Source organism: Clostridium carnis, from assembly GCF_054657435.1.
In genome coordinates this window covers 1,878,465-1,901,495 of the sequence record NZ_BAAHYS010000001.1, presented here as the reverse complement: position 1 = coordinate 1,901,495, position 23,031 = coordinate 1,878,465, and the positions used below count along the sequence as shown (strand labels likewise).

23 protein-coding genes and 2 tRNA genes are annotated in these 23,031 nt (G+C 26.7%); 12 read left to right on the top strand and 13 right to left on the bottom strand.

What is annotated here, in order from left to right; translation table 11 throughout:
• Nucleotides 1–114: 114 nt before the first annotated feature.
• Nucleotides 115–297: an alpha/beta-type small acid-soluble spore protein gene (locus tag ACYQ1T_RS09145; RefSeq protein WP_459834150.1), complete on the bottom strand. Its 183-nt coding sequence runs from the start codon at nt 295–297 to the stop codon at nt 115–117.
• Nucleotides 298–516: 219 nt separating this feature from the next.
• Here ACYQ1T_RS09145 and rbr point away from each other — a divergent pair, with 219 nt between their 5' ends.
• Nucleotides 517–1,101: a rubrerythrin gene (gene rbr, locus ACYQ1T_RS09140; protein ID WP_459834148.1), complete on the top strand. Its 585-nt coding sequence runs from the start codon at nt 517–519 to the stop codon at nt 1,099–1,101.
• A 28-nt stretch (nt 1,102–1,129) separates the two neighbouring features.
• Nucleotides 1,130–2,002, top strand: a complete 873-nt coding sequence (locus ACYQ1T_RS09135; RefSeq protein ID WP_459834146.1) for a phosphatase domain-containing putative toxin — start codon at nt 1,130–1,132, stop codon at nt 2,000–2,002.
• 46 nt (nt 2,003–2,048) lie between these two features.
• On the opposite strand, the gene ACYQ1T_RS09130 is transcribed toward ACYQ1T_RS09135, so the two are convergent.
• The 6 genes from ACYQ1T_RS09130 to ACYQ1T_RS09105 all read right to left on the bottom strand — a co-directional run bounded on the left by ACYQ1T_RS09130 (nt 2,049) and on the right by ACYQ1T_RS09105 (nt 9,236).
• Entirely contained in the window at nt 2,049–2,297 is a 249-nt protein-coding gene (locus ACYQ1T_RS09130) for a DUF1653 domain-containing protein (protein ID WP_459834144.1), read from the bottom strand.
• Between the two features lie 19 nt (nt 2,298–2,316).
• The gene (gene ptsG / locus ACYQ1T_RS09125; RefSeq protein WP_459834142.1) at nt 2,317–4,353 is read right to left on the bottom strand and encodes a glucose-specific PTS transporter subunit IIBC; all 2,037 of its coding nucleotides are present in this window, start codon (nt 4,351–4,353) and stop codon (nt 2,317–2,319) included.
• A 103-nt stretch (nt 4,354–4,456) separates the two neighbouring features.
• The gene (gene licT / locus ACYQ1T_RS09120; protein ID WP_459834140.1) at nt 4,457–5,305 is read right to left on the bottom strand and encodes a BglG family transcription antiterminator LicT; all 849 of its coding nucleotides are present in this window, start codon (nt 5,303–5,305) and stop codon (nt 4,457–4,459) included.
• Between the two features lie 163 nt (nt 5,306–5,468).
• The gene (locus tag ACYQ1T_RS09115; protein ID WP_459834138.1) at nt 5,469–5,768 is read right to left on the bottom strand and encodes a hypothetical protein; all 300 of its coding nucleotides are present in this window, start codon (nt 5,766–5,768) and stop codon (nt 5,469–5,471) included.
• A gap of 38 nt (nt 5,769–5,806) precedes the next feature.
• Entirely contained in the window at nt 5,807–9,040 is a 3,234-nt protein-coding gene (locus ACYQ1T_RS09110) for a ligand-binding sensor domain-containing protein (RefSeq protein WP_459834136.1), read from the bottom strand.
• Nucleotides 9,041–9,160: 120 nt separating this feature from the next.
• Nucleotides 9,161–9,236: transfer RNA gene (locus ACYQ1T_RS09105), tRNA-Trp, on the bottom strand.
• Between the two features lie 198 nt (nt 9,237–9,434).
• On the opposite strand from ACYQ1T_RS09105, the gene ACYQ1T_RS09100 reads away from it, so the two are divergent.
• A complete protein-coding gene (locus tag ACYQ1T_RS09100; RefSeq protein ID WP_459834134.1) occupies nt 9,435–10,502 on the top strand; it encodes an NAD(P)H-dependent flavin oxidoreductase in 1,068 nt (355 codons plus the stop codon).
• Nucleotides 10,503–10,566: 64 nt separating this feature from the next.
• A complete protein-coding gene (locus ACYQ1T_RS09095) occupies nt 10,567–10,935 on the top strand; it encodes a C40 family peptidase (protein ID WP_459834132.1) in 369 nt (122 codons plus the stop codon).
• A 55-nt stretch (nt 10,936–10,990) separates the two neighbouring features.
• Here ACYQ1T_RS09095 and ACYQ1T_RS09090 read toward each other — a convergent pair.
• Both ACYQ1T_RS09090 and ACYQ1T_RS09085 read right to left on the bottom strand, forming a co-directional pair.
• Nucleotides 10,991–11,066, bottom strand: a tRNA-Trp gene (locus ACYQ1T_RS09090).
• A 58-nt stretch (nt 11,067–11,124) separates the two neighbouring features.
• Entirely contained in the window at nt 11,125–12,045 is a 921-nt protein-coding gene (locus ACYQ1T_RS09085; RefSeq protein ID WP_459834130.1) for a metal ABC transporter substrate-binding protein, read from the bottom strand.
• A gap of 201 nt (nt 12,046–12,246) precedes the next feature.
• Between ACYQ1T_RS09085 and tsaE the strand changes: the two genes are divergently transcribed.
• Genes tsaE through rimI form a run of 3 tightly spaced genes read left to right on the top strand, consistent with a single transcriptional unit; the run spans nt 12,247 to nt 13,851 of the window.
• Nucleotides 12,247–12,708 (top strand): tRNA (adenosine(37)-N6)-threonylcarbamoyltransferase complex ATPase subunit type 1 TsaE, encoded by a 462-nt coding sequence (tsaE, locus tag ACYQ1T_RS09080; protein WP_459834128.1) that lies wholly within the window; start codon nt 12,247–12,249, stop codon nt 12,706–12,708.
• Nucleotides 12,705–13,421: a tRNA (adenosine(37)-N6)-threonylcarbamoyltransferase complex dimerization subunit type 1 TsaB gene (gene tsaB / locus ACYQ1T_RS09075; RefSeq protein ID WP_459834126.1), complete on the top strand. Its 717-nt coding sequence runs from the start codon at nt 12,705–12,707 to the stop codon at nt 13,419–13,421. The genes tsaE and tsaB overlap by 4 nt, the downstream gene beginning before the upstream one ends.
• Entirely contained in the window at nt 13,405–13,851 is a 447-nt protein-coding gene (gene rimI, locus ACYQ1T_RS09070) for a ribosomal protein S18-alanine N-acetyltransferase (protein ID WP_459834124.1), read from the top strand. Before tsaB ends, rimI begins: the two co-directional genes overlap by 17 nt.
• A gap of 48 nt (nt 13,852–13,899) precedes the next feature.
• On the opposite strand, the gene ACYQ1T_RS09065 is transcribed toward rimI, so the two are convergent.
• Together ACYQ1T_RS09065 and ACYQ1T_RS09060 are read right to left on the bottom strand one after the other, a co-directional pair.
• A complete protein-coding gene (locus ACYQ1T_RS09065; RefSeq protein ID WP_459834122.1) occupies nt 13,900–15,282 on the bottom strand; it encodes an MATE family efflux transporter in 1,383 nt (460 codons plus the stop codon).
• Between the two features lie 9 nt (nt 15,283–15,291).
• Complete coding sequence (locus ACYQ1T_RS09060; protein WP_459834120.1) at nt 15,292–15,723, bottom strand: MarR family winged helix-turn-helix transcriptional regulator; 432 nt, start codon at nt 15,721–15,723, stop codon at nt 15,292–15,294.
• A 149-nt stretch (nt 15,724–15,872) separates the two neighbouring features.
• Here ACYQ1T_RS09060 and ACYQ1T_RS09055 point away from each other — a divergent pair, with 149 nt between their 5' ends.
• Nucleotides 15,873–16,355: a cupin domain-containing protein gene (locus ACYQ1T_RS09055; RefSeq protein ID WP_459834118.1), complete on the top strand. Its 483-nt coding sequence runs from the start codon at nt 15,873–15,875 to the stop codon at nt 16,353–16,355.
• Nucleotides 16,356–16,458: 103 nt separating this feature from the next.
• Here ACYQ1T_RS09055 and ACYQ1T_RS09050 read toward each other — a convergent pair whose 3' ends face one another.
• Together ACYQ1T_RS09050 and trkA are read right to left on the bottom strand one after the other, a co-directional pair.
• Complete coding sequence (locus ACYQ1T_RS09050; protein ID WP_459834116.1) at nt 16,459–17,907, bottom strand: TrkH family potassium uptake protein; 1,449 nt, start codon at nt 17,905–17,907, stop codon at nt 16,459–16,461.
• A 1-nt stretch (nt 17,908) separates the two neighbouring features.
• Nucleotides 17,909–19,273, bottom strand: a complete 1,365-nt coding sequence (trkA, locus tag ACYQ1T_RS09045) for a Trk system potassium transporter TrkA (RefSeq protein ID WP_459834114.1) — start codon at nt 19,271–19,273, stop codon at nt 17,909–17,911.
• Nucleotides 19,274–19,581: 308 nt separating this feature from the next.
• On the opposite strand from trkA, the gene ACYQ1T_RS09040 reads away from it, so the two are divergent.
• The 4 genes from ACYQ1T_RS09040 (at nt 19,582) to ACYQ1T_RS09025 (ending at nt 23,011) form a co-directional block, all read left to right on the top strand.
• Nucleotides 19,582–20,211, top strand: coding sequence for a hypothetical protein (locus ACYQ1T_RS09040; protein WP_459834112.1), 630 nt, complete (start codon nt 19,582–19,584; stop codon nt 20,209–20,211).
• A gap of 131 nt (nt 20,212–20,342) precedes the next feature.
• Nucleotides 20,343–20,915 (top strand): class I SAM-dependent methyltransferase, encoded by a 573-nt coding sequence (locus tag ACYQ1T_RS09035; RefSeq protein WP_459834110.1) that lies wholly within the window; start codon nt 20,343–20,345, stop codon nt 20,913–20,915.
• A 19-nt stretch (nt 20,916–20,934) separates the two neighbouring features.
• Entirely contained in the window at nt 20,935–21,804 is an 870-nt protein-coding gene (locus tag ACYQ1T_RS09030; RefSeq protein ID WP_459834108.1) for a class I SAM-dependent methyltransferase, read from the top strand.
• Nucleotides 21,794–23,011, top strand: coding sequence for a radical SAM protein (locus ACYQ1T_RS09025; RefSeq protein WP_459834106.1), 1,218 nt, complete (start codon nt 21,794–21,796; stop codon nt 23,009–23,011). Before ACYQ1T_RS09030 ends, ACYQ1T_RS09025 begins: the two co-directional genes overlap by 11 nt.
• Nucleotides 23,012–23,031 lie beyond the last annotated feature (20 nt).

Genomic DNA, 23,031 nt, shown 5'->3' with positions numbered 1-23,031 from the left:
AAGAGAGATACAACTCTCTGTATCTCTCTTTCTTTTGAATGGTTTGCAATACTTAAAACTTTGGTGGAATATCCATTATTTTAATTCACCCTTAAAAAAGTTTTCCGTAGTGGTTTACTTTAGTGAGCTTTCGTATTGCTCTACCATTCTTTTAACCATTTCACCACCTACGGAACCACATTGTCTAGATGATAGGTCACCATTATAATCACTAAATGGTACTCCCATCTCTGCTGCTACTTCGTTCTTGAATGCACTTAATCCTTTTTTGGCTTCTGGAACTAATGTTTTTGACATTTGTAATTCCTCCTTTGGCTGGTTATATTGTAAACATGCTTTTTGAATTTAAACTCTCTTAAATTTAAAAAGTTATTTTGTTTACATTATTATATTACCCCGCATATTTCTTATTATTCTTGGTAATTTATAGATATTATCGTAGAGTTTATTTTGAAACGGATATTATATATATATTTGTACAAAATAAAAGTGAAAATAAATTTTGGAGGTCATAATATGAAATCATTAAAAGGAACTGAAACTGGTGCTAATCTTCTTAGAGCTTTTGCTGGAGAATCTCAAGCTAGAAATAGATATGTTTTTTATTCTCAAGTAGCAGATCAAGAAGGTTATAGACAAATTGCTGATATCTTTAGATTAACTGCTGAAAATGAACAAGGTCACGGAGAAATATTCTTCAATTTCCTAGTAAAAGATTATAATAATGAAGAATTAGAAATAACAGCTAATTATCCATTAGCTAAAGGAAATACATTAGCTAATCTTAAAGCTGCTGCACATGATGAGGAGAATGAAGAGGCTAATGTTTATCCATCTTTTGCAGAAATAGCTAGAAATGAAGGCTTTCCTGAAATTGCTACTGCTTTTACCTTAGTTGCAAAAATAGAGAACCATCATAAAGAACGATTTGAAACTTTACTTAAAAATGTAGAACAAAATAAAGTATTTTCAAAGGATATTAAAGAATCATGGATTTGTAGATTTTGTGGATATATCTATGAAGGCACAGAAGCACCACAAAAATGTCCATTCTGTCAACATCCTCAATCATATTATGAAATACTTAGTGAAAAGTTTTAATATTATAATTTAAAGAAAGGATTTTTTTATGAAAAAATCTATTTATAAGAAATTACTTTTAACTTCTATTACATTACTATTAATCTCAGCTATATATTTTCAAGCATTAGGAGTAAATGCTTTAACTACTCCTAATATTACGCCTTTTTTAAAAGAAGATTTTTGGGCTTTAGATAATAATTCAACAAATACTCTACCAGAAAGATTTAGAAATATTCAAAGCCTAAATATTTCTGGAAGTGCAGAATTTAGACCTAGCCAAATAGAAAATTTAATAAAAGCAATAAATAAAGAAAAATTAGTAATAGTAGATTTAAGACAGGAAACTCATGGTTTTATAGATGATTATCCAGTTAATTATAGTAGTGTTTATAAAATAATTAATAATGGTTTAAATAGTAAAGAAACATTAAAGGCAGAAAAATCTATTCTATCATCTATAAAGTTAAATTCGAATTTAGATTTGTTTAATAATGATAGTACCTACTTTAAAACTATAACAGCTACTACTGTTTTAAATGAATATGAACTTGTAAAAAAATATAATCTTGATTATAAGCGTTTTGCAGTTTTAGATAATGCAATTCCATCACCCAAAATTGTTGATGATTTTGTAAATTTTATTGTAAACTTGCCTAAAGAAACACATGTTCATTTTCATTGTCATGCTGGTGAAGGTAGAACTACAACTTTTATGTCTATGTTCGAAATGATGCAAAATAAAGATAAAGTTTCATTAGAAACTATTCTTAAAAACCAAGCTGAATCTGGTGGAATAGTTTTAACACAAAAAAAATCTAGAGCTACTTTTTTAGAACTATTTTATCAATACACTATCGATAATATTGATACTAATTTTAAAACACCTTACTCAACATGGCTAGCTGAAAAAAATTTATAATATTTAAGGAGTATAAATATAGGTTAATCTATATTTATACTCCTTATTATTTTACACTTTTAACTTCAACTTCTTGGAATCTATATTTTTGATTAGTTGGATTTTCCTTTTCTTTAGGAACTTCTTCTACAAACATATTGTATGGTCTTACATATAATCCACATTCCCCATATAAAGCTCTATATAACACTAGCTTTTCTTGAGTTTCTGAATGTGTAACTATATCCTCTAGTAAATACAAATCCCCCTTAAAGTGCCTAAAAATTTTTCCTTTTGAATTTTCTAAACTTCTCATAATCTACACTCCTAACAAATTATTTTTTCTCATGTATTTGTACACTTCTACTATCATTAACTTTGACATTCTTATTAATTTCAAAATATATAAATTTATCCATTTCAAGATTTCTAAATATTACTGGAATAACAGGAGATTTAATTTTTTCTTTCATTAACTCTAATTGGAATTCTATTAACACTTCTCCCGCAATAACTTTATCTCCTATATTAACAAAGGTTCTAAAGCCCTCTCCATTTAGCTTAATTGTATCTATACCTATGTGTATAAATATCTCTAAACCATCATTTCCCCTTATTGTAATAGAATGCTTACTTGGTAATATAGCAACTATTTCTCCATCAATTGGAGAAGTTAATGTATTGCCTTTAGGATTTATAGCAAATCCATCACCTATAAGTTTCATTGAAAATACATCATCCGGAACGGCTTCTAATGGTATTAAATCACCACTTACTGGAATTAAAATCATTTTTCCAGTATTATCTCCTTTGGAAATAGTCTTTATATTTTTTTTCTCTTTTATAACTATTTCTCGTCCTGCTATAATATCTCTCATTTGTTCTTTAAGCATATCTGATTTTGGTCCAAATATAGCTTGCATATTATTTCCAATAACCATTTGACCTGCTGAACCAAGCTTTTTTAAATTCTCCTTTTCTACTATACTCATATCTTTAACTGTTACTCTTAACCTTGTTATACAAGCATCTAGATATTTAATATTATTTTTCCCACCAAAAGCTTCTATAATTTTATATGATAACTGTCCATCTTCAATATTTATATCTATATCAGATTCATCTAGCTCTCGTCCTGGAGTTGATAAATTTAACTTTCTTATTATAAATCTAAATCCTATATAATAAATTATAGAAAAAATGAATCCTACAATTAAAACATACCACCAAGGTGTTCTATTTGGAATTATACCAAATAGAACAAAGTCAATAAGACCACCCGAAAAAGTAAGACCTATTTTAACATTTAATATTTGCATAATCATAAATGATATCCCTGCAAAAAAACAATGAATAACAAAAAGTACTGGAGCTACAAAAAGAAACATAAATTCTATAGGCTCTGTTATACCTGTTAAAAATGAAGTAAGAGCTGCTGAAAATAATATTCCTGCCACAATCTTTCTATTATTCTCCCATGCCTCATGATACATAGCTAAAGCTGCTGCTGGTAATCCAAACATCATAAACGGATATTTTCCAGTCATAAAAGTTCCTGCTGTAAAATTTACACCATCTTTAAGTTGTGCAAAAAATATTTGTTGATCTCCCATTATTAATTGACCTGCTGAATTTGTGTATTCTCCAAACTGATACCAAAATGGATTATACCAAATATGGTGTAGTCCAAATGGAATCAACGCTCTCTCTATAAATCCAAAAATAAATGCTGATAATGTCTCATTGGCGTGAATCATTTCTCGTGAAAAAGAAAATAAAGCATTTTGTATTGGAGGCCATATTATAACCATTATTAATCCAACTATCACTCCTGATGTAGCTGTTATTATAGGAACAAACCTTTTTCCTGAAAAAAATCCTAAGAATTGTGGTAATTCTATTTTGTAAAATTTTTTATATAGATATGATGCTACAAGACCCATTATTATACCACCAAACACTCCTGTTTGTAGTGTTGGAACTCCAAGTATCATTGAATACATAGGATTTCCCTTAACCATATCTGCTTCTATTCCCAAAGCAACTCCCATGGTCATATTCATTATTAAAAAAACTACTATTGCAGCAAGAGCTGCAACCCCATCATCATCACTTAATCCTATAGCAACTCCTACTGCAAAGATTAATGGTAAATTAATAAATATTAAATTCCCTGATGATGACATTATATTAGCAATTGTTTTAAATATACCTGATACTGCTAATGGAGCTTCACTTATTAACTCATGATTTTCTAAAAGTATTCCAACTCCCATTAATAATCCTGCTGCTGGTAATAATGCAACTGGTAACATTAATGCTTTACCAATTCTTTGTAACCCTCCAAAGGATTTTCTAAACGTATTTTTCATAATTTCTCCTTTTAAATGGAAATAGATTATTTATATATTAATATAAAAAGACTTAAATTTATTAGTAAATACTCTAATAATTTTAAGTCTTTCTTATTATAATTTAAGTATTACTTTTTAAAACTGATATAACTCTGTGGATATGCATAGTTAAATAAACAATTTCATCATCATTTACTATATAATTATAATTATTTTCTATATAATATTTTATCTTTTTAGCACAATTAAATGCTTCTGGATAGCTCTTAGATGCCATTTCTAAAAACATACTTTCACTTTCACTATGCTGTGTATTAGTTATAACTCTCTTTGCAAAATATTTAAGATGTGTTAATAGCCTGTCATAATTTAAATCATCTTCATTAAATTCTACTGAATAATAATATCTTATTATGTTTAATACACCTTTTATAACATTTGTGGCAACAAATGATTCCTTTGCAGTCTCTTGATAACCTGCATTAACTAAATGTAATGCTATAAAACCTGCTTCATCTTCTGGAAGATTAATTTTAAGTTTATTATTTAGAAATTCTACCGCCCAATGTGCAACCTTATATTCTTCTTTATGTATTCTTCTTATTTCATCTAATAAGTCATTCTTAATTTGGATTTTGTTTCTGTATCTTTTTAGTGCAAAAGCAATGTGATCTGATAAAGATATATATATTTGTTTGTCTAATTTTCTATTTAATTCCTTACTTGCATAACATATTATTTCATGTGACAACTCAAATATTCCATCTGGAATTTGATTTATAAGCTTTTTTAATTTATTACCCATTCGCTTATCATCAACAACGAAAATCTTTTCTATTTTATCCTCTTCAATCTCCTGCCCTACTTTTCTTTTAAAAGCAATTCCGCTTCCCATAAGAATAACTTCTTTTTTTGTTTTAGGATCTGTTGAAACTACAACATTATTGTTTAAAACCTTCTCTACAATCATATTATCACAGTTCTCCTTACCCTGGAAAATAAAAAACCTAAATTAAGATAGCTTTATAAATTATCTTAACTTAGGTATTGCCTGCTTTACAGTAACAATCCATATAATAATTATATCTTATCATTATGAATTATTAGTGTCAACATCATATTCTGATAACTGTCTATTTGTTAAAAACTTCCTCTATTTCTTTACCTATCATAATAATAAATGTTTCTAAAAGTTCTTTTATCTCTTTATCATCATCTTTATTTTCTCCACTTTTTAAAACACTTACTGGATATGCAGCACAACAATTTCTTGACATTGAATAAACACTTACTTTCACATTATTTGTCTTAATTTTTTCTAATGTTAAATTTTCACCATCAATAGATGCAATAAACTCTCTCATTCCATTTGTAAATTTTATATCTAATCCATGATCTCTTTTTGCTGCTACATTAGCTTTAATAACTCTCATAATTTTATATCCCCCTTAAATTTAAATTAACTTTTATATTAAATGTTTTTTTGCTTTACAGGAAGAATAATTATAAATTCACTACCTTCTCCTAACCTACTTTTTACAAATATATCTCCATTATGAAGCTTAACTAATTGATTAGTTAATGTTAAGCCTAAGCCACTTCCTCCATGCTCTTCTGATACATTATTGTAAGCTTGTGCAAATCTATTAAATATAGATTTGTGATATTTAGGCTCTATTCCAACACCAGTATCTTTTACTGATATTTTAACAGAATCACCCAAATCAAATATTTTAACTTCAATTTTACCGCCATGAGGTGTAAACTTTGTAGCATTTGCTATAAGATTTATTACACATTTTTCAATTTCCATGTTATCACATTCTATTATCTTCTCTTCTACATCTGGATCTATTATAAGCTCTATACCATTATTTTCAATAAAATCCTTCATTGAAAGTGCTGCTTCTTCTACTAAATAGACAATATCGTATTTATTCATGTTAAGTCTATATGATCCTGACTCGATTTTAGATGTATCTATTATATTATTTATTAAGTTAAGTAATCTATTAGAATTTCTTTTTAATGTATTCATATAATAGTCTAACTTATCTTTAGGAATATTATTTTCATCTTCATTTAATTTTACTATTAATTGTTGTGTTGATAAAATTACATTTAATGGTGTTCTAAGTTCATGTGATAAATTAACAAAATAATTATTTTTATACTTTTCATTCCTTATTAATCTATCATATAGTTCTTTATTTTCTTTAAATTTATTATCAAGTTCCCAAGTTCTTTGTTCTACTAAACTATCTAATAATTTAACTCTATTCCATATTAAAAATATAATACTTAATATAATTAAAAAATATAATGAATATGCTATTGGAGTTTTCCATGGTGGATTTTCAACTTTAATTGTTATATTTGTTGGACTACTCCACTCTCCACTACTATTTCTACCAATTACTGAAAATATATATGTTCCAGGCTCTAAATTAGTATAACTTGCATAATTTCTATTATCTGAAAAAAACCATTTCTCATCTAACCCCTCTAATTTATAAGCATACTGTATTTTACTTGTATTTCTATAATCTGGCATAAAGAAATTTAATTGTATTTGATTTTTATTATATTTCAATTCTATAGTACTACTTAATTGAATTTTTTCTCCTGCACTACTTATTTTATCTATCATGACCATTGGTATAAATGTTTTCTCTACTAAATCTTTTGGATAAAAAGATGTCAACCCATCTGTTCCTCCAAAAAACATTTCTCCACTTTGACTTTTAAAGTATGAAAATCCATTAAATTCATTCCCTTGTATTCCATCGGTTATATTAAAATTAATGAATTTTCCATTACTAACATCAAATTTTGAAATACCATAATTTGTACTTACCCACGGATTATCATTTTCATCTATTAATACACCATATATGAAATTATTAGATATTCCATCTACCTCTGTATATCTAGTGAATTCCTCTTTTTTACTATCAAACTTATTTAACCCATAATGAGTTCCTATCCAAAGAATCCCCTTACTATCTATATTTATTGATTTAACAGAATTAAAACTTAAGCTATTATTATTCTCAGGATTATTTGTATAATTAGTAACACTACCACTTTTTTTATCTAATTTTATAAGTCCTCCATTTAACCCTGAAGCTATCCATATTACTTTATCTTTATCTTCTATAATATCTGAAAATATATTTTCAGATATCCCTGCACTCTTTAAAACAGAGTTATATGATTTAAATTTTTCCTTTCTATCAAATGTACATAATCCATCTCGTGTTCCTATCCAAAGAATTCCATCACTATCAATATATAAAGTTCTTACATCATTATATATAAGTGAGTTACCAGATTCCTCACTCATATATCTAGTAAATTTCCCTGTTTTCTTATCAAACTTATTTAATCCATCTTCTGTTGCAAACCATATTTCATTACCTATACCAACAATTTCTCTTATATTATTATTACTTATAGAATTACTGTCTTCTGGATCATTTTTATATCTTTTTACAGTATTATTTCTTCTATCTATTACATTAATACCTTCATGTACAGTTCCAACCCATAATAAACCTTCATCATCTTCATAAACTCCTGAAACCATTTCCTCACTTAAAGAGTTTTCATCAAAAGGATCACTTTTATAATTTCTAAATAAATTTTCTGGATTAAAAAGACTTATTCCATCATAAGTACCTATCCAAATAGTTCCTGATTTATCTTCTGCTAAACTTAGTATATTATTACTTACTATACTTTGAGGATTATATACTTTGGATTCATAGGTAATAAACTTTTCCGTATCTTCATCAAATCTAGAAAAACCTTTATCAGTAGCAACCCAAACTAAATCTCTACTATCCCTTAAAATATATCTTATGGAATTTCCAGGAATAGAACTTTTATCATTATGATTATTTTTATATACATCCATTTCTTTAGTTTTTATATTTAATCTATTTAGGCCACCTGAATAAGTTCCAATCCATAAATATCCCTTATTATCAGCATATAATTTGAAAATAAAATTATCACTTAATCCAGTTTCACTTTTAAAATATTTTTCTACTTTTTTTGTTTTTCTATTAACATAGTTTAATCCATTATCAGTCCCTATCCAAAAGTCCCCATAAATATCTTCTTCTATACTATACACAAATTGACTGCTTAAGGATTCTTCTTCATTTGAATCAAAAAGCCGAGTAAAATTATCTTTTTCCTTATCATATTTGTTTAATCCATCTTCAGTTGCAATATATATATCATTATTAGAGTCTATTAAAATTTCCGTAATATTATAATTGGATAGATTACAACCATTTTCCCCTGGAACATAACTTACTATTTTATTTGTATATATATTTAGTTTATTTAATCCCTTAGAAGTTCCCACCCATATATTTCCATTGCCATCTTCTTTTATTGCTGATATATAATTTGCTGTTATACTATTAACATCATTTTCTCTATATCTAAAAACCTTAAATTCATGCCCATTATATCTATTAAGGCCATCTGTGGTTCCAATCCACATATATCCTCTACTATCTTGAAAAAGATACTCTATAGATGTTTGTGATAATCCATCTTCTACAGTTATTTTTTTAAAATTAATATTTTTATCAGTATTAACTATTGCATAGGCTTCCATACCGGTATTGGTAAAAAACAATATGATAACTATTAGTGCTATACTTAATTTTAAAATTCTATTTCGCATTTCAATACCTCTTAATTTAAGTTTCGATATTATTATATCAAATTTATCTAAATTCGATATAATAATATTAAATTTAGATAAAAAAATAAAGAGTGTAACTTCTACACTCTTTATTTTCTATGGCAGGGGCACGAGGACTTGAACCCGGAACCAACGGTTTTGGAGACCGCTACTCTACCAATTGAGCTATACCCCTTCGACAAAGAATATTTTATCATGTTGAATAAATACTTGTCAATAAAATATGTTAATTTATTTATGATAATATTTTTATTATTTCTTAAACTTTTATACTAACTCTTGTGAATTCAGTATATTCTGATATAATAAAGTAAAATATTTTTATAATCAAAATATTTAATAATCAAAATATAATTGAAAGGACGATTTATTTATGAATATAAAACCGTTAATAATAGGTGACCTTATATCTAGATTACCAATAATACAAGGAGGGATGGGTGTTGGTGTTTCTTTATCCAATCTTGCTGGTGCTGTTGCTAAAGCTGGTGGAATTGGTATTATATCTGGTGCTCAACCTGGCTACAAAGAAGAAGATTTTGAAACTAATACTCTTGAAGCAAATTTAAGAGCACTAAAAAATCATATTAAACTTGCTAAAGCTAAATCTAATAATGGAATTATTGGCGTTAACTTAATGGTTGCTATGAATAAATATAAGGAGCATGTAGAGGCTGCAATTGAAGCTGGTGCTGACTTAATAATTTCTGGGGCCGGCTTACCTACAAAGCTTCCTAAATACGTTAAAAATCATAAAATTAAAATTGCTCCAATTGTTTCTTCTTCTAAAGCAGCTAAAGTTATTCTTAGTTTATGGGATAAACATGATTCTACCACTGCTGATATGGTAATTATAGAAGGACCTAAAGCTGGAGGTCATTTAGGATTTAAAAAAGATAATTTAATTGAGGAAATAGAAAATTTTGATAATACAATTTCTAAAATAATAAACATAGTTAAATCATTTGAAGAAAAGTATTCTAAAAGTATTCCTGTTATTGTAGCTGGTGGAGTTTTTGATGGATATGATATAGCAAAATATATAAACCTTGGAGCAAAGGGAGTACAAATGGCTACTCGTTTTATTGGAACTATCGAATGTGATGCTCACCCAAACTTTAAAGAAGCTTTTCTAAAATGTACTAAAGATGATATAGCCATTGTAAAAAGCCCTGTTGGTATGCCTGGAAGAGCTATACTTAATACATTTGTTGATAAAACAAATACGAATGGAGTAAAGGTTAAAAAATGTTATGACTGTTTAATACCATGCAATCCTAAAACTACACCTTATTGTATTACAGAAGCTTTGATAAATGCTGTTAAAGGCGATCTTGAAAATGGATTAATATTCTGTGGTGAGAATGCATCTAAAATAAATAAAATAATATCTGTAGAAGAATTAATGAAAGAGCTTGAAAGTGAAATTCTATTAGCTTAATAAATACTAACTTTTTAAATATCATTTTCATATAATATTTCATATAACAAAAGAGGTGAAAGTGATGATAAAAATAAATACTGATTATTCTACAAAAGGACTTAGTATCGTTAATGAAGCTAAAAAATATCTTGGCTTTCCATATAAGTGGAATTCAAATGGACCAGATAGTTTTGATGCTGCCGGATTAGTTCAATTTGTATATAAAAAATCTTTAGGTATAAACTTACCAAGAGATATTTATAATCAAATTAAATTAGGTAAAACAATACCATTTGATGAATTAATAGCTGGTGATTTAATTTTTTCTTTTAATGGTGAACATGTTTCTATCTATATTGGAAATAATCAAGTTATTCATTCACCTTTTGCAGGAAAAAAAGTAAGAATTTCAACTTTATTTAATTTTTATACTGCTAAAAGATTAATTTAAGAACAAAAAAGAGTATTTATAAACTAAAATAGTTTATAAATACTCTTTTCTTCTATGGCAGGGGCACGAGGACTTGAACCCGGAACCAACGGTTTTGGAGACCGCTACTCTACCAATTGAGCTATACCCCTTTGCAACATCATTTATTATATATTATATAATAATAAAAATCAACTTATTTATTAATTTTTATTGCTTATATAACTTATTCAATGCCTCTAATAGTAAATTTATATTCTTAAACATTAACTTATCAAATGATATATCCTCATCATAATTTTTCATTTGAATTATTAACCCTTTAAATTCTATTGTTTTTTCATTTTCTTTATTTTCAGATGAATTCTTTATAAAAATAGCTTTATCTAAATTTATTTTTTTATCCTGAATCAATTTTAAAAGTTCTTCTTCATTACTAATCTTAATAGTAGATACTCCATAATCTTTTAATAAATAATCAAATACATCGGTATCTGTTAATACAGTTATATCCTTAAACTTATTTATATTACTTTTTATTTCTTTAGACAAAGTATCCATATTGTTTATTATTTCATTATAGTTTTTTTCATATAATTCTCTGTTTTTTATATCCTTGTCTTGAATTGCAGATTTAATGTTATATAAAGCTACTTTATATTCGTTCATTCCAAGTGAATAATAAGGATTTTCCTTACCTTCTTTATTAATTTCATAACTTAATGGTCTAATTCCTCTTCCCATATTTATTATGCCGACATTTCCTTTTTGTAGCTTGTCAATTAAATTGTTAACCCATGGCTCATATCCAAAACCTGTATATATAAATAAATCCATGTTAGAAATATTGCTTATTACATTTTCATTATACTTAAATTTTTTTATTTCCTCTTCATTTTTAACTAAATATTCTACGTTATGTCTTTCTCCAACAATAGACTTTACCATATAATATTGTACTTTATTAACTGTTACTATATTTAAAAACGTATCTTTTTCTTCATCAAATTCATTAGTGGTATTAGCTAATAATGGACTTGAAATTGTTCCCAAGCCTAAAAATAATATGGCTGTTACCATAACTAATGCATAGGTAAGCTTTTTCACAACTACCCCTCCACTTTTTCCCATTTTTTTATATGTAATATTATATATAATATCACTACTGCTTATAAAATTCAATCTTATAGCCTATTATGTTTCTTAATATTTGCTTAAATTTTATAATCTATACTTAATAAGATTTTATTGATACTTTTTTGACTTTCTTTTTTATAAGAATTTGGATAGAATATAATAATATAAGCTTTATTTATGGAAAGGAGCTAAATTATGTATTTTGATGTTGATAATATTGAAAGTACTACTTCCATTGGATTCTCATTAGGAAAATTATTAAATGCTGGTGATATTGTATGTTTAACCGGAGACTTAGGAACTGGGAAAACTCATATAACTAAAGGTATTGCAAAAGGATTAGGTATAGATGAGCATATTACAAGTCCTACTTTTACAATAGTTAATGAATATGAATCAGGAAGATTAAAACTTAATCATTTTGACGTTTATCGAGTTAGTGACCCTGATGAAATTTGTGCAATAGGTTTTGATGATTATATATTTTCTGATAGTGTTTCAATAATAGAATGGGCTAATTATATAGAAGATATTCTTCCAAAGGAATATTTACATATTTTAATTGAAAAAGACTTATCCAAGGGGGAAAATTATAGAAAAATAACTATTACTCCTTATGGCGAAAAATACAATTATATAAAGGAGTTAAAAATATGATAGTTTTAAGTATTGATTCATCATCTCAAGTAGCTACTGCTGCGTTACTAAATAATGATGGTCTTATTGGTGAGTATACTTTAAATCACAAAAGAGAACATTCCGTTTTAATAATGGATATGATAGAAATGTTATTAAAAGACAATAACTTAGATATAGATAATATAGATGGATTTGTAGTTTCTAAGGGTCCAGGATCTTTTACTGGTCTAAGAATTGGAATGGCTACTGTTAAGGGGCTTAGCTTTGGTTCTAACAAGCCTTATATTAGTATTTCTAGTTTAGATGCTTTGGCATATCCTCTAGTAAATTTTGATGGAATTATATGTCCTGTTATGGATGCACTAAGAGATAGTGTCTACACTTGTTTTTATAAAAATGATAATGGAAATCTTAAAGCAATAACCGAATATTCAGCCTTAGATTTATGTGATTTAGTTGAAGAACTGAAAAAATTAGGTGAAAAAGTTATTTTTACTGGAGATGGTCTTATTAAATATAAAAATTATTTAAAGGAAAATTTACCTAATGCTTGTTTCGCACCTAATCATCTTAGCGTAGTTAGAGCTTCTTCTCTTGGAGAATTAGGTTTAAATTTACTTTCTAACGGCATCTATGATGACACAAACTCTGCTCCGCTTTACTTAAAAAAACCTCAAGCTGAAAGAGAACTTGAAAGAAAGTTGGCACTTCAAAATGAAAATAAGTTATAGTCTTATGACTGAAAATGATATTGATGGAGTTTTTAATATAAGTAATGCTTGTTTTAAAATTCCATGGAGCAAAGCTTCCATTGCTACTGAAGTCTTAAATCCCCTTGCAAAATATATAGTCGCAAAGGATATTACTAAAAATATAATTGTTGGATTTATTGGTATATGGATTGTTGCTGGTGAAGGAGATATTACAAATATAGGGGTTCATCCTGAATATAGAAGAAATCATATAGGTTATAATCTTTTAAATAGTTTAATTAATTTTTGCAAAGATAATAATTGTAATTTAATAAACTTAGAGGTTAGAGCTTCAAATATAGCAGCTCAAAACCTTTATACCTCTTTTAATTTTAAAAACATAGGACTTAGGAAGTCTTATTATAGTGATAATAAAGAAGATGCTATATTAATGCAAAAATCATTATAAAAAATAGTCATAGGCAAATAAATTTCCTATGACTATTTTGGTTATTTCTTATTTAATTATTTCAAGATCACTATCTTCTTCTCTAATAAATTCATTTTCTTCACGCTTCATTTCTTTTACTAATATTGTTATTGTAATTGATGTAGCTAATAAATCTGATATTGGTTGAGCAAACCATACACCATCTAACCCAAAGAACCTAGGTAATATTAATACAAATGGCACTAATAGTATTACTTGCCTTAGTAAACTTAAAAACATTGCTGTTTTTGCTTTACCTATAGATTGAATATAGTTAGAACCTGTTACAGAAATAGCTATTATAGGAAGCATAAATAGATATATTCTAATACCTCTAACTGCTATACTCATAAATTCAGGATCTTTATTGAAAGTTCCTATTATAAAGCTAGGGAAAAGTTGTACTATAATCATCGCTATACTTAATATAATTATGGCTGTAAATGCAGATAACTTAAATGCCTTTTTAGCTCTATCCATTTTTTTAGCACCATAGTTAAATCCTATTATTGGTTGTGCCCCTTGATTTATTCCAAATATAGGCATTAAACACATCATAGCAACTGCTCCAATAGTAGCCATTGCTCCTATTGCTAAATCTCCACCATAAGCTTTTAATGTATTATTAGAAATTACTTGAACTAAACTAGCTGCTATTTGCATAGCAAATGGTGCTGATCCAATAGATAATATATTGCGTACTAATTTTTTTTCTAGTTTTAAGCTTGATTTTTTAAATTTCAAGTTAGACTTTCCTGTTAAATAATAAAGTAATGCCCAAATAGAAGTTATTGCTTGAGATATTACTGTTGCTATTGCAGCTCCTTGTATTCCTAAATTAAAAATAAATATAAATACAGCATCTAAAATTATATTCGATAAACATCCAACAATCATAATTGATGCTGCTAATTTAGGATTTCCATCTCCTCTTATAGTATTATTAAGAGAAAATGCTATTAAATTAAATACTGTTCCAATCAGTATTACATTTATATACGCTTTTGCATAGTATAGTGTATTTTCACTTGCACCAAATAAATTTAATATTTTATCACTAAATATAAGTCCTATTATTGTTATTAATATACCTACTATTATAGATAAAGTAATTGCATTTCCTATAAGCTTAGCTGCTTCTTCTTTTTTACCTTGTCCTAATTTTATAGATATAGAACTTGTTGCTCCTATTCCTATAAGCATTGCAAAAGACAATATTACAGTTACAAATGGCATTGTTACACCTACGCCAGTAATAGCAAGCGGACCTACCTCAGGTATTTTTCCAATAAACATTCTATCAACAACATTGTATAATGCATTTACAATCATACCTATTATTGCTGGAACCGAATATTTTAAAAGTAATTTTCCTATTGATTCATTCCCTAATGCCTGTTGATTCTTCATTTGTCCCTCCTATTTTATGTGTTCATTTTCACATAATTTTTTTAATAAACTTATCATTGTACTTTTTTCATCTTGAGTTAATGGACTAGTTAATATTTTTTCCCATTTTCGTGTAATCTTATAAATATTCTCCTTACAACTTTTCCCTTTATCAGTTAAAAATATTCTATAAGCTCTTTTATCTTCATCATCAATACTTCTTATTATAAAGCCACTATCTTCAAGCTTTTTAACTGCTCTTGCAGTTGTTCCCTTATCAATATGAAGTTTAGATGCTAAGTCTTCTTGCCTTACTCCATCACCTCTATAAAGCTCCATCAAAAAAGGAAATTGTCCATAACCTAATCCATAGCTATTTAGTTCTTTTCCAAAAAATGAATTTCCTTTTCTTTGTATTTGTGATATATATCTACCAATATGTTCACATTTTTTATTTTCCACTATCTCACCTCTATATTAACAATAATAAAAGTTGCAATAACAACTATTTTAGTATAACCTTAAATAGTTGCTTTTGCAACTATTTGCTTGTATTTAATTTTAGTATTTTTTGTTATAATAGTAATTAAATATTTAAATTGGAGGTTTTTATGAATTCTGCAGATTATTTTATAGAAAAATTACAACTTGAGCCTCATGTTGAGGGTGGTTATTTTAAATGCTCTTTTTTATCAGATCAAACTATTTCTATAGATTCTAAAAAAAAGGACTTATGGAGTAGCATTTACTTTTTATTAAAGACTAATGAAGTATCTAATTTTCACAGATTAAAATCAGATGAAATGTGGTATTACCACGCTGGGTCTCCTTTAACAATTTATATGATTACACCATCTGGTGAATTAATAACTAAACAATTAGGATTAGATATATCTAATGGGGAATCTCCTCAAGTATTAGTTCCTAAAGGTTATATATTTGGATCAGCTATGAATGAAAATGGCTTTTCTTTAGTAGGTTGTATGGTTTCACCTGCTTTTATATTTGAAGAATTTGAACTTTTTGAAAGAGAATTTTTACTTAATAAATATCCTCAACATAAAGATATTATTTTAAAACTTACTAGAAGTTAGTATGTTATAGATAATTAATATTTTTCTTAACATATTAATAAAGAGGTTATGTTAATTGGAATTACTTTTACTATTTAACATAACCTCTTTAATTAATTTATAATTAATATTTCTTTTTCCATAATGATGGACTAAACATTATAAGCATTGGATATATTTCTAACCTTCCTGCAAGCATACAGAAAGATAAAACTATTTTGCTTATTGGAGAAAATGCTGAATAATTTCCAACAGCTCCTACCATTTCAAACCCTGGCCCTATATTACTTAATGTTGCTATTACAGATGTTGATGTTGTAACCATATCAAATCCATCAAATGCAACTATAAATGTTGCAATTAAAGCTATTGTTATATATGCAAATATAAATAAAAATACCCCAGATATAGTTTCTTCTTCTATTACATTATTATCTATTTTTACACTTTTAACTCTTCTTGGGTGAAGGATTTTATTTATTTCTCTTCTAATAGCTTTAAATACTACTATAAATCTTATAGTTTTTATTCCACCACCTGTAGATCCAGCCATGGCTCCCATAAACATAAGTATAGTAAGTATTATTTTACTTAATGTTGGCCATAAATTAAAATCAACAGTTGCATATCCTGTAGTTGTTATAACTGATGCTACTTGGAAGGATGATTGCCTAATTGATTCCGAAACAGCACCACTATTTAATGGTAGTATATTAAATGTTATTAATATTATTGAAGCTAATACAACTAAAACGTAATATCTTAGTTCTTCACTTCTCAAAACTTGTTTTATATTCCCCTTTATTAATTGGAAATATAAAACAAAGTTAACTCCAAATAATAGCATAAATATAGTAATAATCCATTCAACTGCTGGATTATTAAAGGCTGCTACACTTGCATTCATATTTGAAAAACCACCTGTACCGGCTGTTCCAAGCGCATGTACTATTGCATCAAACCATGACATTCCGGCAATAACTAATAATATTGTTTGAATAAATGTTAATACAAAATATATAGAATATAATATCTTTGCTGTTTGTTTAATTTTAGGTACTATTTTACCTGGTGTAGGACCTGGACTTTCAGCTTTTAATAAATGAATAGTATTTCCTCCAAAGGATGGCATTAAAGCTAAAATAAATATTAAAAATCCCATTCCTCCCATCCAATGAGTAAAACTCCTCCAAAAGAGTATTCCATGTGGTAATGATTCTATTTCTGTTAATATGGTGGCTCCAGTAGTTGTAAAACCTGAAACTGTTTCAAAAAAAGCGTCTATAAATGATGGAATAGTTCCACTTATTACAAATGGTAATGCTCCAATTGCTGAAATAACAAGCCAAGCTAACCCAACAGTTAAGAATCCCTCTTTTGGATATATATCTTTTTTATTACTTTTTATTCTACGTAATACTATACATATAGGAAGCATTATAGCTATCGTTATTACAAAAGCTATAATATCTTGCTCCCCATAAATAAACGATACTCCTAGTGGTATTAATAATAGTAGCAGTTCATATTTTATTACATTTCCCAGTATATTTAATACTACTTTGTAATTCATATTATCTGCCACCTCCAACAAATATATCATTTATATTCATTAGCTTTTTATTTTTAGTAACTACAATAACTCTATCTCCAGTTTTAATATAATCATCACCTGATGGAATAATTGTCTTCTTTCCTCTTACTATAGTTGCCACGAGAACATCATCTTTAAACCTAACATCCTTTAGGTTAGTGTTTAAACATTTTGTTTTTTCACTAGCAATAAATTCTACTGCTTCTGCTTTTTCATTACATATTTTATATACATTTTCTATTGAACATTGTCTATCACTTTTTATTGAACGTATATATTTTAAAATTTTATTTGCTGTAATAGTTTTAGGACTAATTATAGCATCTAAACCAATATTTTTAGCTATTTCATTATAATTTACTCTTGTAATCTTAGTAATTACATTATTAACATTGCTTTTTAAAGCAAATAACGATGCTATTAAATTTTCTTCATCTCTTCCTGTTAAAGTTATAAATGCATCTGTTTCCTCTAAACTTTCAGATAATAGTATTTCATGGTCTGTACCATCACCATTTATAATAATAGTATCTGGTAATAACTCATTTAATTCTTTACATTTTTCAATATCTTTTTCTATTATTTTGTTAGTTACACCTAAATTATTAATTATTTTAGATAAGTAATAGGAAATCCTTCCACCACCAACAATCATAGATGTTTTTATTCTTTTTTGATATTTACCAAGTTTTTTAAAGAAGAGTTCTATATTACTATGTTCACCAATAACATAAACCTTATCATCCTTTTTTAAGACAAACTCTCCACTAGGTATGTATATTTTTTCATCTCTTTCTATACCACAAAAAAGCACAGAACCATTTAATGCATCAATATTACATATCATTTTTCCTTGCAAGCTATCACCTTCAACAACTGTAAAGCCTATTAAATCAACCTTTCCACTTGAAAATGTATCTACGCTACAAACTGATGGAAATTTAATTAATTTTGCAATTTCTAATGCTGCTTCCTTTTCAGGATTTATAACTAAATCAATTCCTAGTTCATCTTTTAGCATTAAAATTTCTTCTGAATATTCTGGAGTTCTAACCCTTGCTACAGTGTAAATAACTCCTAATTTCTTTGCGGCTAATGAACATAACATATTTACTTCATCACTATTAGTTACTGAAATAACAACATCTGCTGTTTTTATTCCTGCCTCATAAAGAATCTTTAAACTTGTTCCATTTCCCTTAATTCCCATAACATCTAACTTATCTGTTATATGGTTTAATGCTTCTATGTTTTTATCAATTATAGTAATATTATCTTCCTCACTAGAAAGATATTTAGCTAAAGTATATCCTACTTTACCTGCTCCAATAATAATAATTTCCATTATTTCATTCCTCTTATTAGTTGCTTTTTACTAGCCCATTTATATTTTAATAGGTCGTATCTTAAATTATATGACAAATTATATAATTTTTCATTAGTTTTTATACTTTTAATAAATATTTTAAAATAAATTTATTTACTTTTTCTTTTTACAGTACTTTATACGATACCAATGGCATTTTTTCAGTATTAAATATTATCTTTTTCCTTTTATTTTAGTACTATTATATATATCTTATTTGGTAATGATGATATAATTTAAATGTTAAAAGGAGGTATTCTATGAAAAATGTTAAAAGGAGGTATTCTATGAAAAATTTTAAAATATCCAATAATATTTTAATGCTACTATGCATACTTATTGTTATAGCTGAGATGAGTAAAAGCAACTTATTGCAATTTCTAGTATGTATATCTATAGTTATTTGTTTATTCTATCAACAAATTATAATGCCCTTACTATCTAGAAAGAAATTTCCAAATACTATAGTAGCATTTAAAAAATCTACTCTACCATCTAATATAATTTCTTATGGCATACTTATTTTATTAATTGCTTATGCTTTATATAATTCCTATAAAGATAATAAAAATTTCTATTCTTTCTTAGAATCTTTTAATAAAACAGGTACATTTATTATGGGTACAACATTCTCCATTTGCATTTTAATTTTTATTATATCTACTATAATTAATTATAAATCTATTTCAAAAATAGTAGAAGAAGGTATTCTTCTTAGTACTGGATTACTTATTACTTGGAATGATATTAGTGAAGTAGCTCAATTAGTTACTGATGGTTCAATAAAGTATAGAATATATTTAAATAAGCCAACTGGAGTTAAAAGTTATTTATTAAAAATAGACAAGAAAAATAATAGACTCGTTGTAGAAATCTTTAAAAAGCATAAACTTCTAAAAGGTAAAAATATTATTTAATTTTAAGTAAAGAGATGTTCTAGTTATCATCTCTTTTTTAATTTTTAAAATTATATTAACTATAACAACTCTATTAACTATAATAATGCTAAAAATGATATAATTATATTATTGTTTTTAAAGGAGATTTTATGAGCTATCTATTTAAATATTATTCAAAATTATATGATCCTTTTATGAATTTTTTTAATCTTAATAATATAAATCCACTACTTAATACTTTAAGTTCAGTATCAAATTTAAATATTGTAGATATAGGTGGCGGTACTGGTACATTAGCTAGTAAACTAATAGACTTAGGAGCAAAGGTTACTATAGTAGATCCTGAAAAAAATATGACTAATATTGCTAAAAATAAAAACCCTAAAATCAAAATTTCAAACAACTATTCTATTAATATGCCTATAGAAAATTCCTCAATAGATATTATAGTTATCCGAGATTGTCTTCATCATATTTCAGATCATAAAACTACATTAATTGAATGTAATCGTATTTTAAAACCTGATGGAAAATTAATAATTCAAGATTTTAATAAATCTCATATAATTACAACTATTATATTTTTATTTGAAAGACTATGCTTTGAAAAAACTAAAATGATTTCAAAGGATAATTTGAATAAATTAACTTTAAATTTATTTAAAAATTCAAATATTGTCGATATTTCCCCCTATGAATTTATTTATATATGTGAAAAATAATTTATAAATGGAGTATTCTATGAAAGCTTTAAAATTATATTCTAAAATATTAAAAAATTTTTTTCTTGGAAAAACTGTCAATATAACCGATATATCCAATTCATATAATAAAGTTAGTAATACATACGAAAAGTATTTTTTATCAGAAATGCATAAATATAATATTGAAATGCTAACTGTACTTATTGAAAAATATACTCTATCTAATAAAGAAAGCTTTAATATTTTAGATTTAGCTTGTGGTACAGGATTTAATAGCACTTTTATCAACAAAAATTTAACAAACTCCTCCTTTACATTAGTTGATATTTCCTGGGGAATGTTATCATTAGCTAAACAAAATTGTACTTTTAATTGTAATTTTGTTGAAAGTGATATGCTTTCTTACTTAAAAAATTGTAAAGAAAATTCTTTTGATATAATTATTTGTGCTTGGGCAATTAAATATCAAAACCCACATAAAATAATTAAAGAATGTTCTAGAGTATTAAAGGCAGGTGGATCTTTCTCTGTAATAGTTAATCTTAAAAATACTCTTCCTGAAATACGTAAAGTTTATCCTAAATTGCTTAAAGAGCATAGCAATTTAGTTAATAAAGTTATGATTGAACTTCCTAATCCATTAAGTGAATACACTTTTGAAAAATGGTTTGTTGATGAAAAATTTAATAGAATAAAAGTTCAAAGTGGTTCTCACTGTCATGTTTTTAATAATACCTTTGATTTAGTTAATTGGGTTACATCTACTGGGGCATTAGCTGGATTTGATACAATGCTTGACTTATCTAATGATGAGGTAAAAAACACCTTTTCTACGTTACTTAATAAATATAATTTAAATCAAGTTACACATAAATATGTTTGGGGGGTTTTTAGAAATGATAAATAATCTTTTTCCTATTTTAAAAATGTCAACTAATAAAAATGTACTTCATAATTTTTATTCTATTCATAAAAAGTTAAAAGCTAATAAAAGATATCGTATATCTAATGTAATTAAGTGTGCCTTAAATGTTATTAAAAATGATAGAATTGTAATTCATAATAATAATTTTATAATTAACTCATTTCTTCCACCACTAAACTCTAATGCCTATAAAACTATTGCAATGGCAGTCCCCGGAAATAACGAAGACTTTTTCGATAATCATATAAGTGGTAAAAGACTAGCACCTATTTCAACTTATATTGCTGTTACTGGAAAATGTATGTACAATTGTTGGCATTGTAGCGCTAAAAGATTTGTTAGCAACTCAACCTTCTGTGAAGATATGTCTACCTCTCAATTATTAAAAGTAATTTCTGATCTTCAAAATCTTGGTGTTGGAATTATTGGTTTTACTGGTGGTGAACCACTTCTTAGGAATGATTTAGAAGAAATTATAGCTTCTATTGATAATAGAAGTATCTCTTATGTATTTTCTAATGGCTTTAGTCTGGATATAAATAAAGCTAAATCCTTAAAAAAAGCTGGATTATTTGGAGTTGGAATTAGTATAGATAGCTTAGATCCTAAAATCCATGATGAAAAACGTGGCTATAAAGGTGCCTTTGATATAGCCATAAGTGCAATAAAATCCTCTAAAGAAGCTGGCCTTTATACAATGGGGCAAGTTGTTTGTAATAGAGAATTACTTTCTTCCGGTGAAATATTTAAACTTTCTATATATCTCAAAAATTTAGGTGTAGATGAACTTAGAATCCTTGAACCAATTCCATGCGGATCTTTATTAGAAAATAAATCTGCTATACTTACTAAAGAAGAAAAAGATACCCTAAAAAACCTTCATATAATTTTTAATAAAGATAAAACTTATCCTAAAACTTCTGTTTTCCCATATGTTGAATCAGAAGATCAGTTTGGATGTGGTGCAGGGGTACAGCACGCATATATAGATAATAAAGGAAACTTTCTTCCTTGTGATTTTGTAAATGAACCTTTTGGTAATATTCTAGAAGAAAATATAAAAGTCATTTGGAGTAAAATGCATACAAAAGTAGGTTATCCTAAATGTTATTGTTACGCTAAAAAATGTGATAAATGTGACATGAATAAAAAACCAGCCTACTATAGACTTCTAGCTGGTGAAAAGTAAGTTTTTATAAGATATTAAAT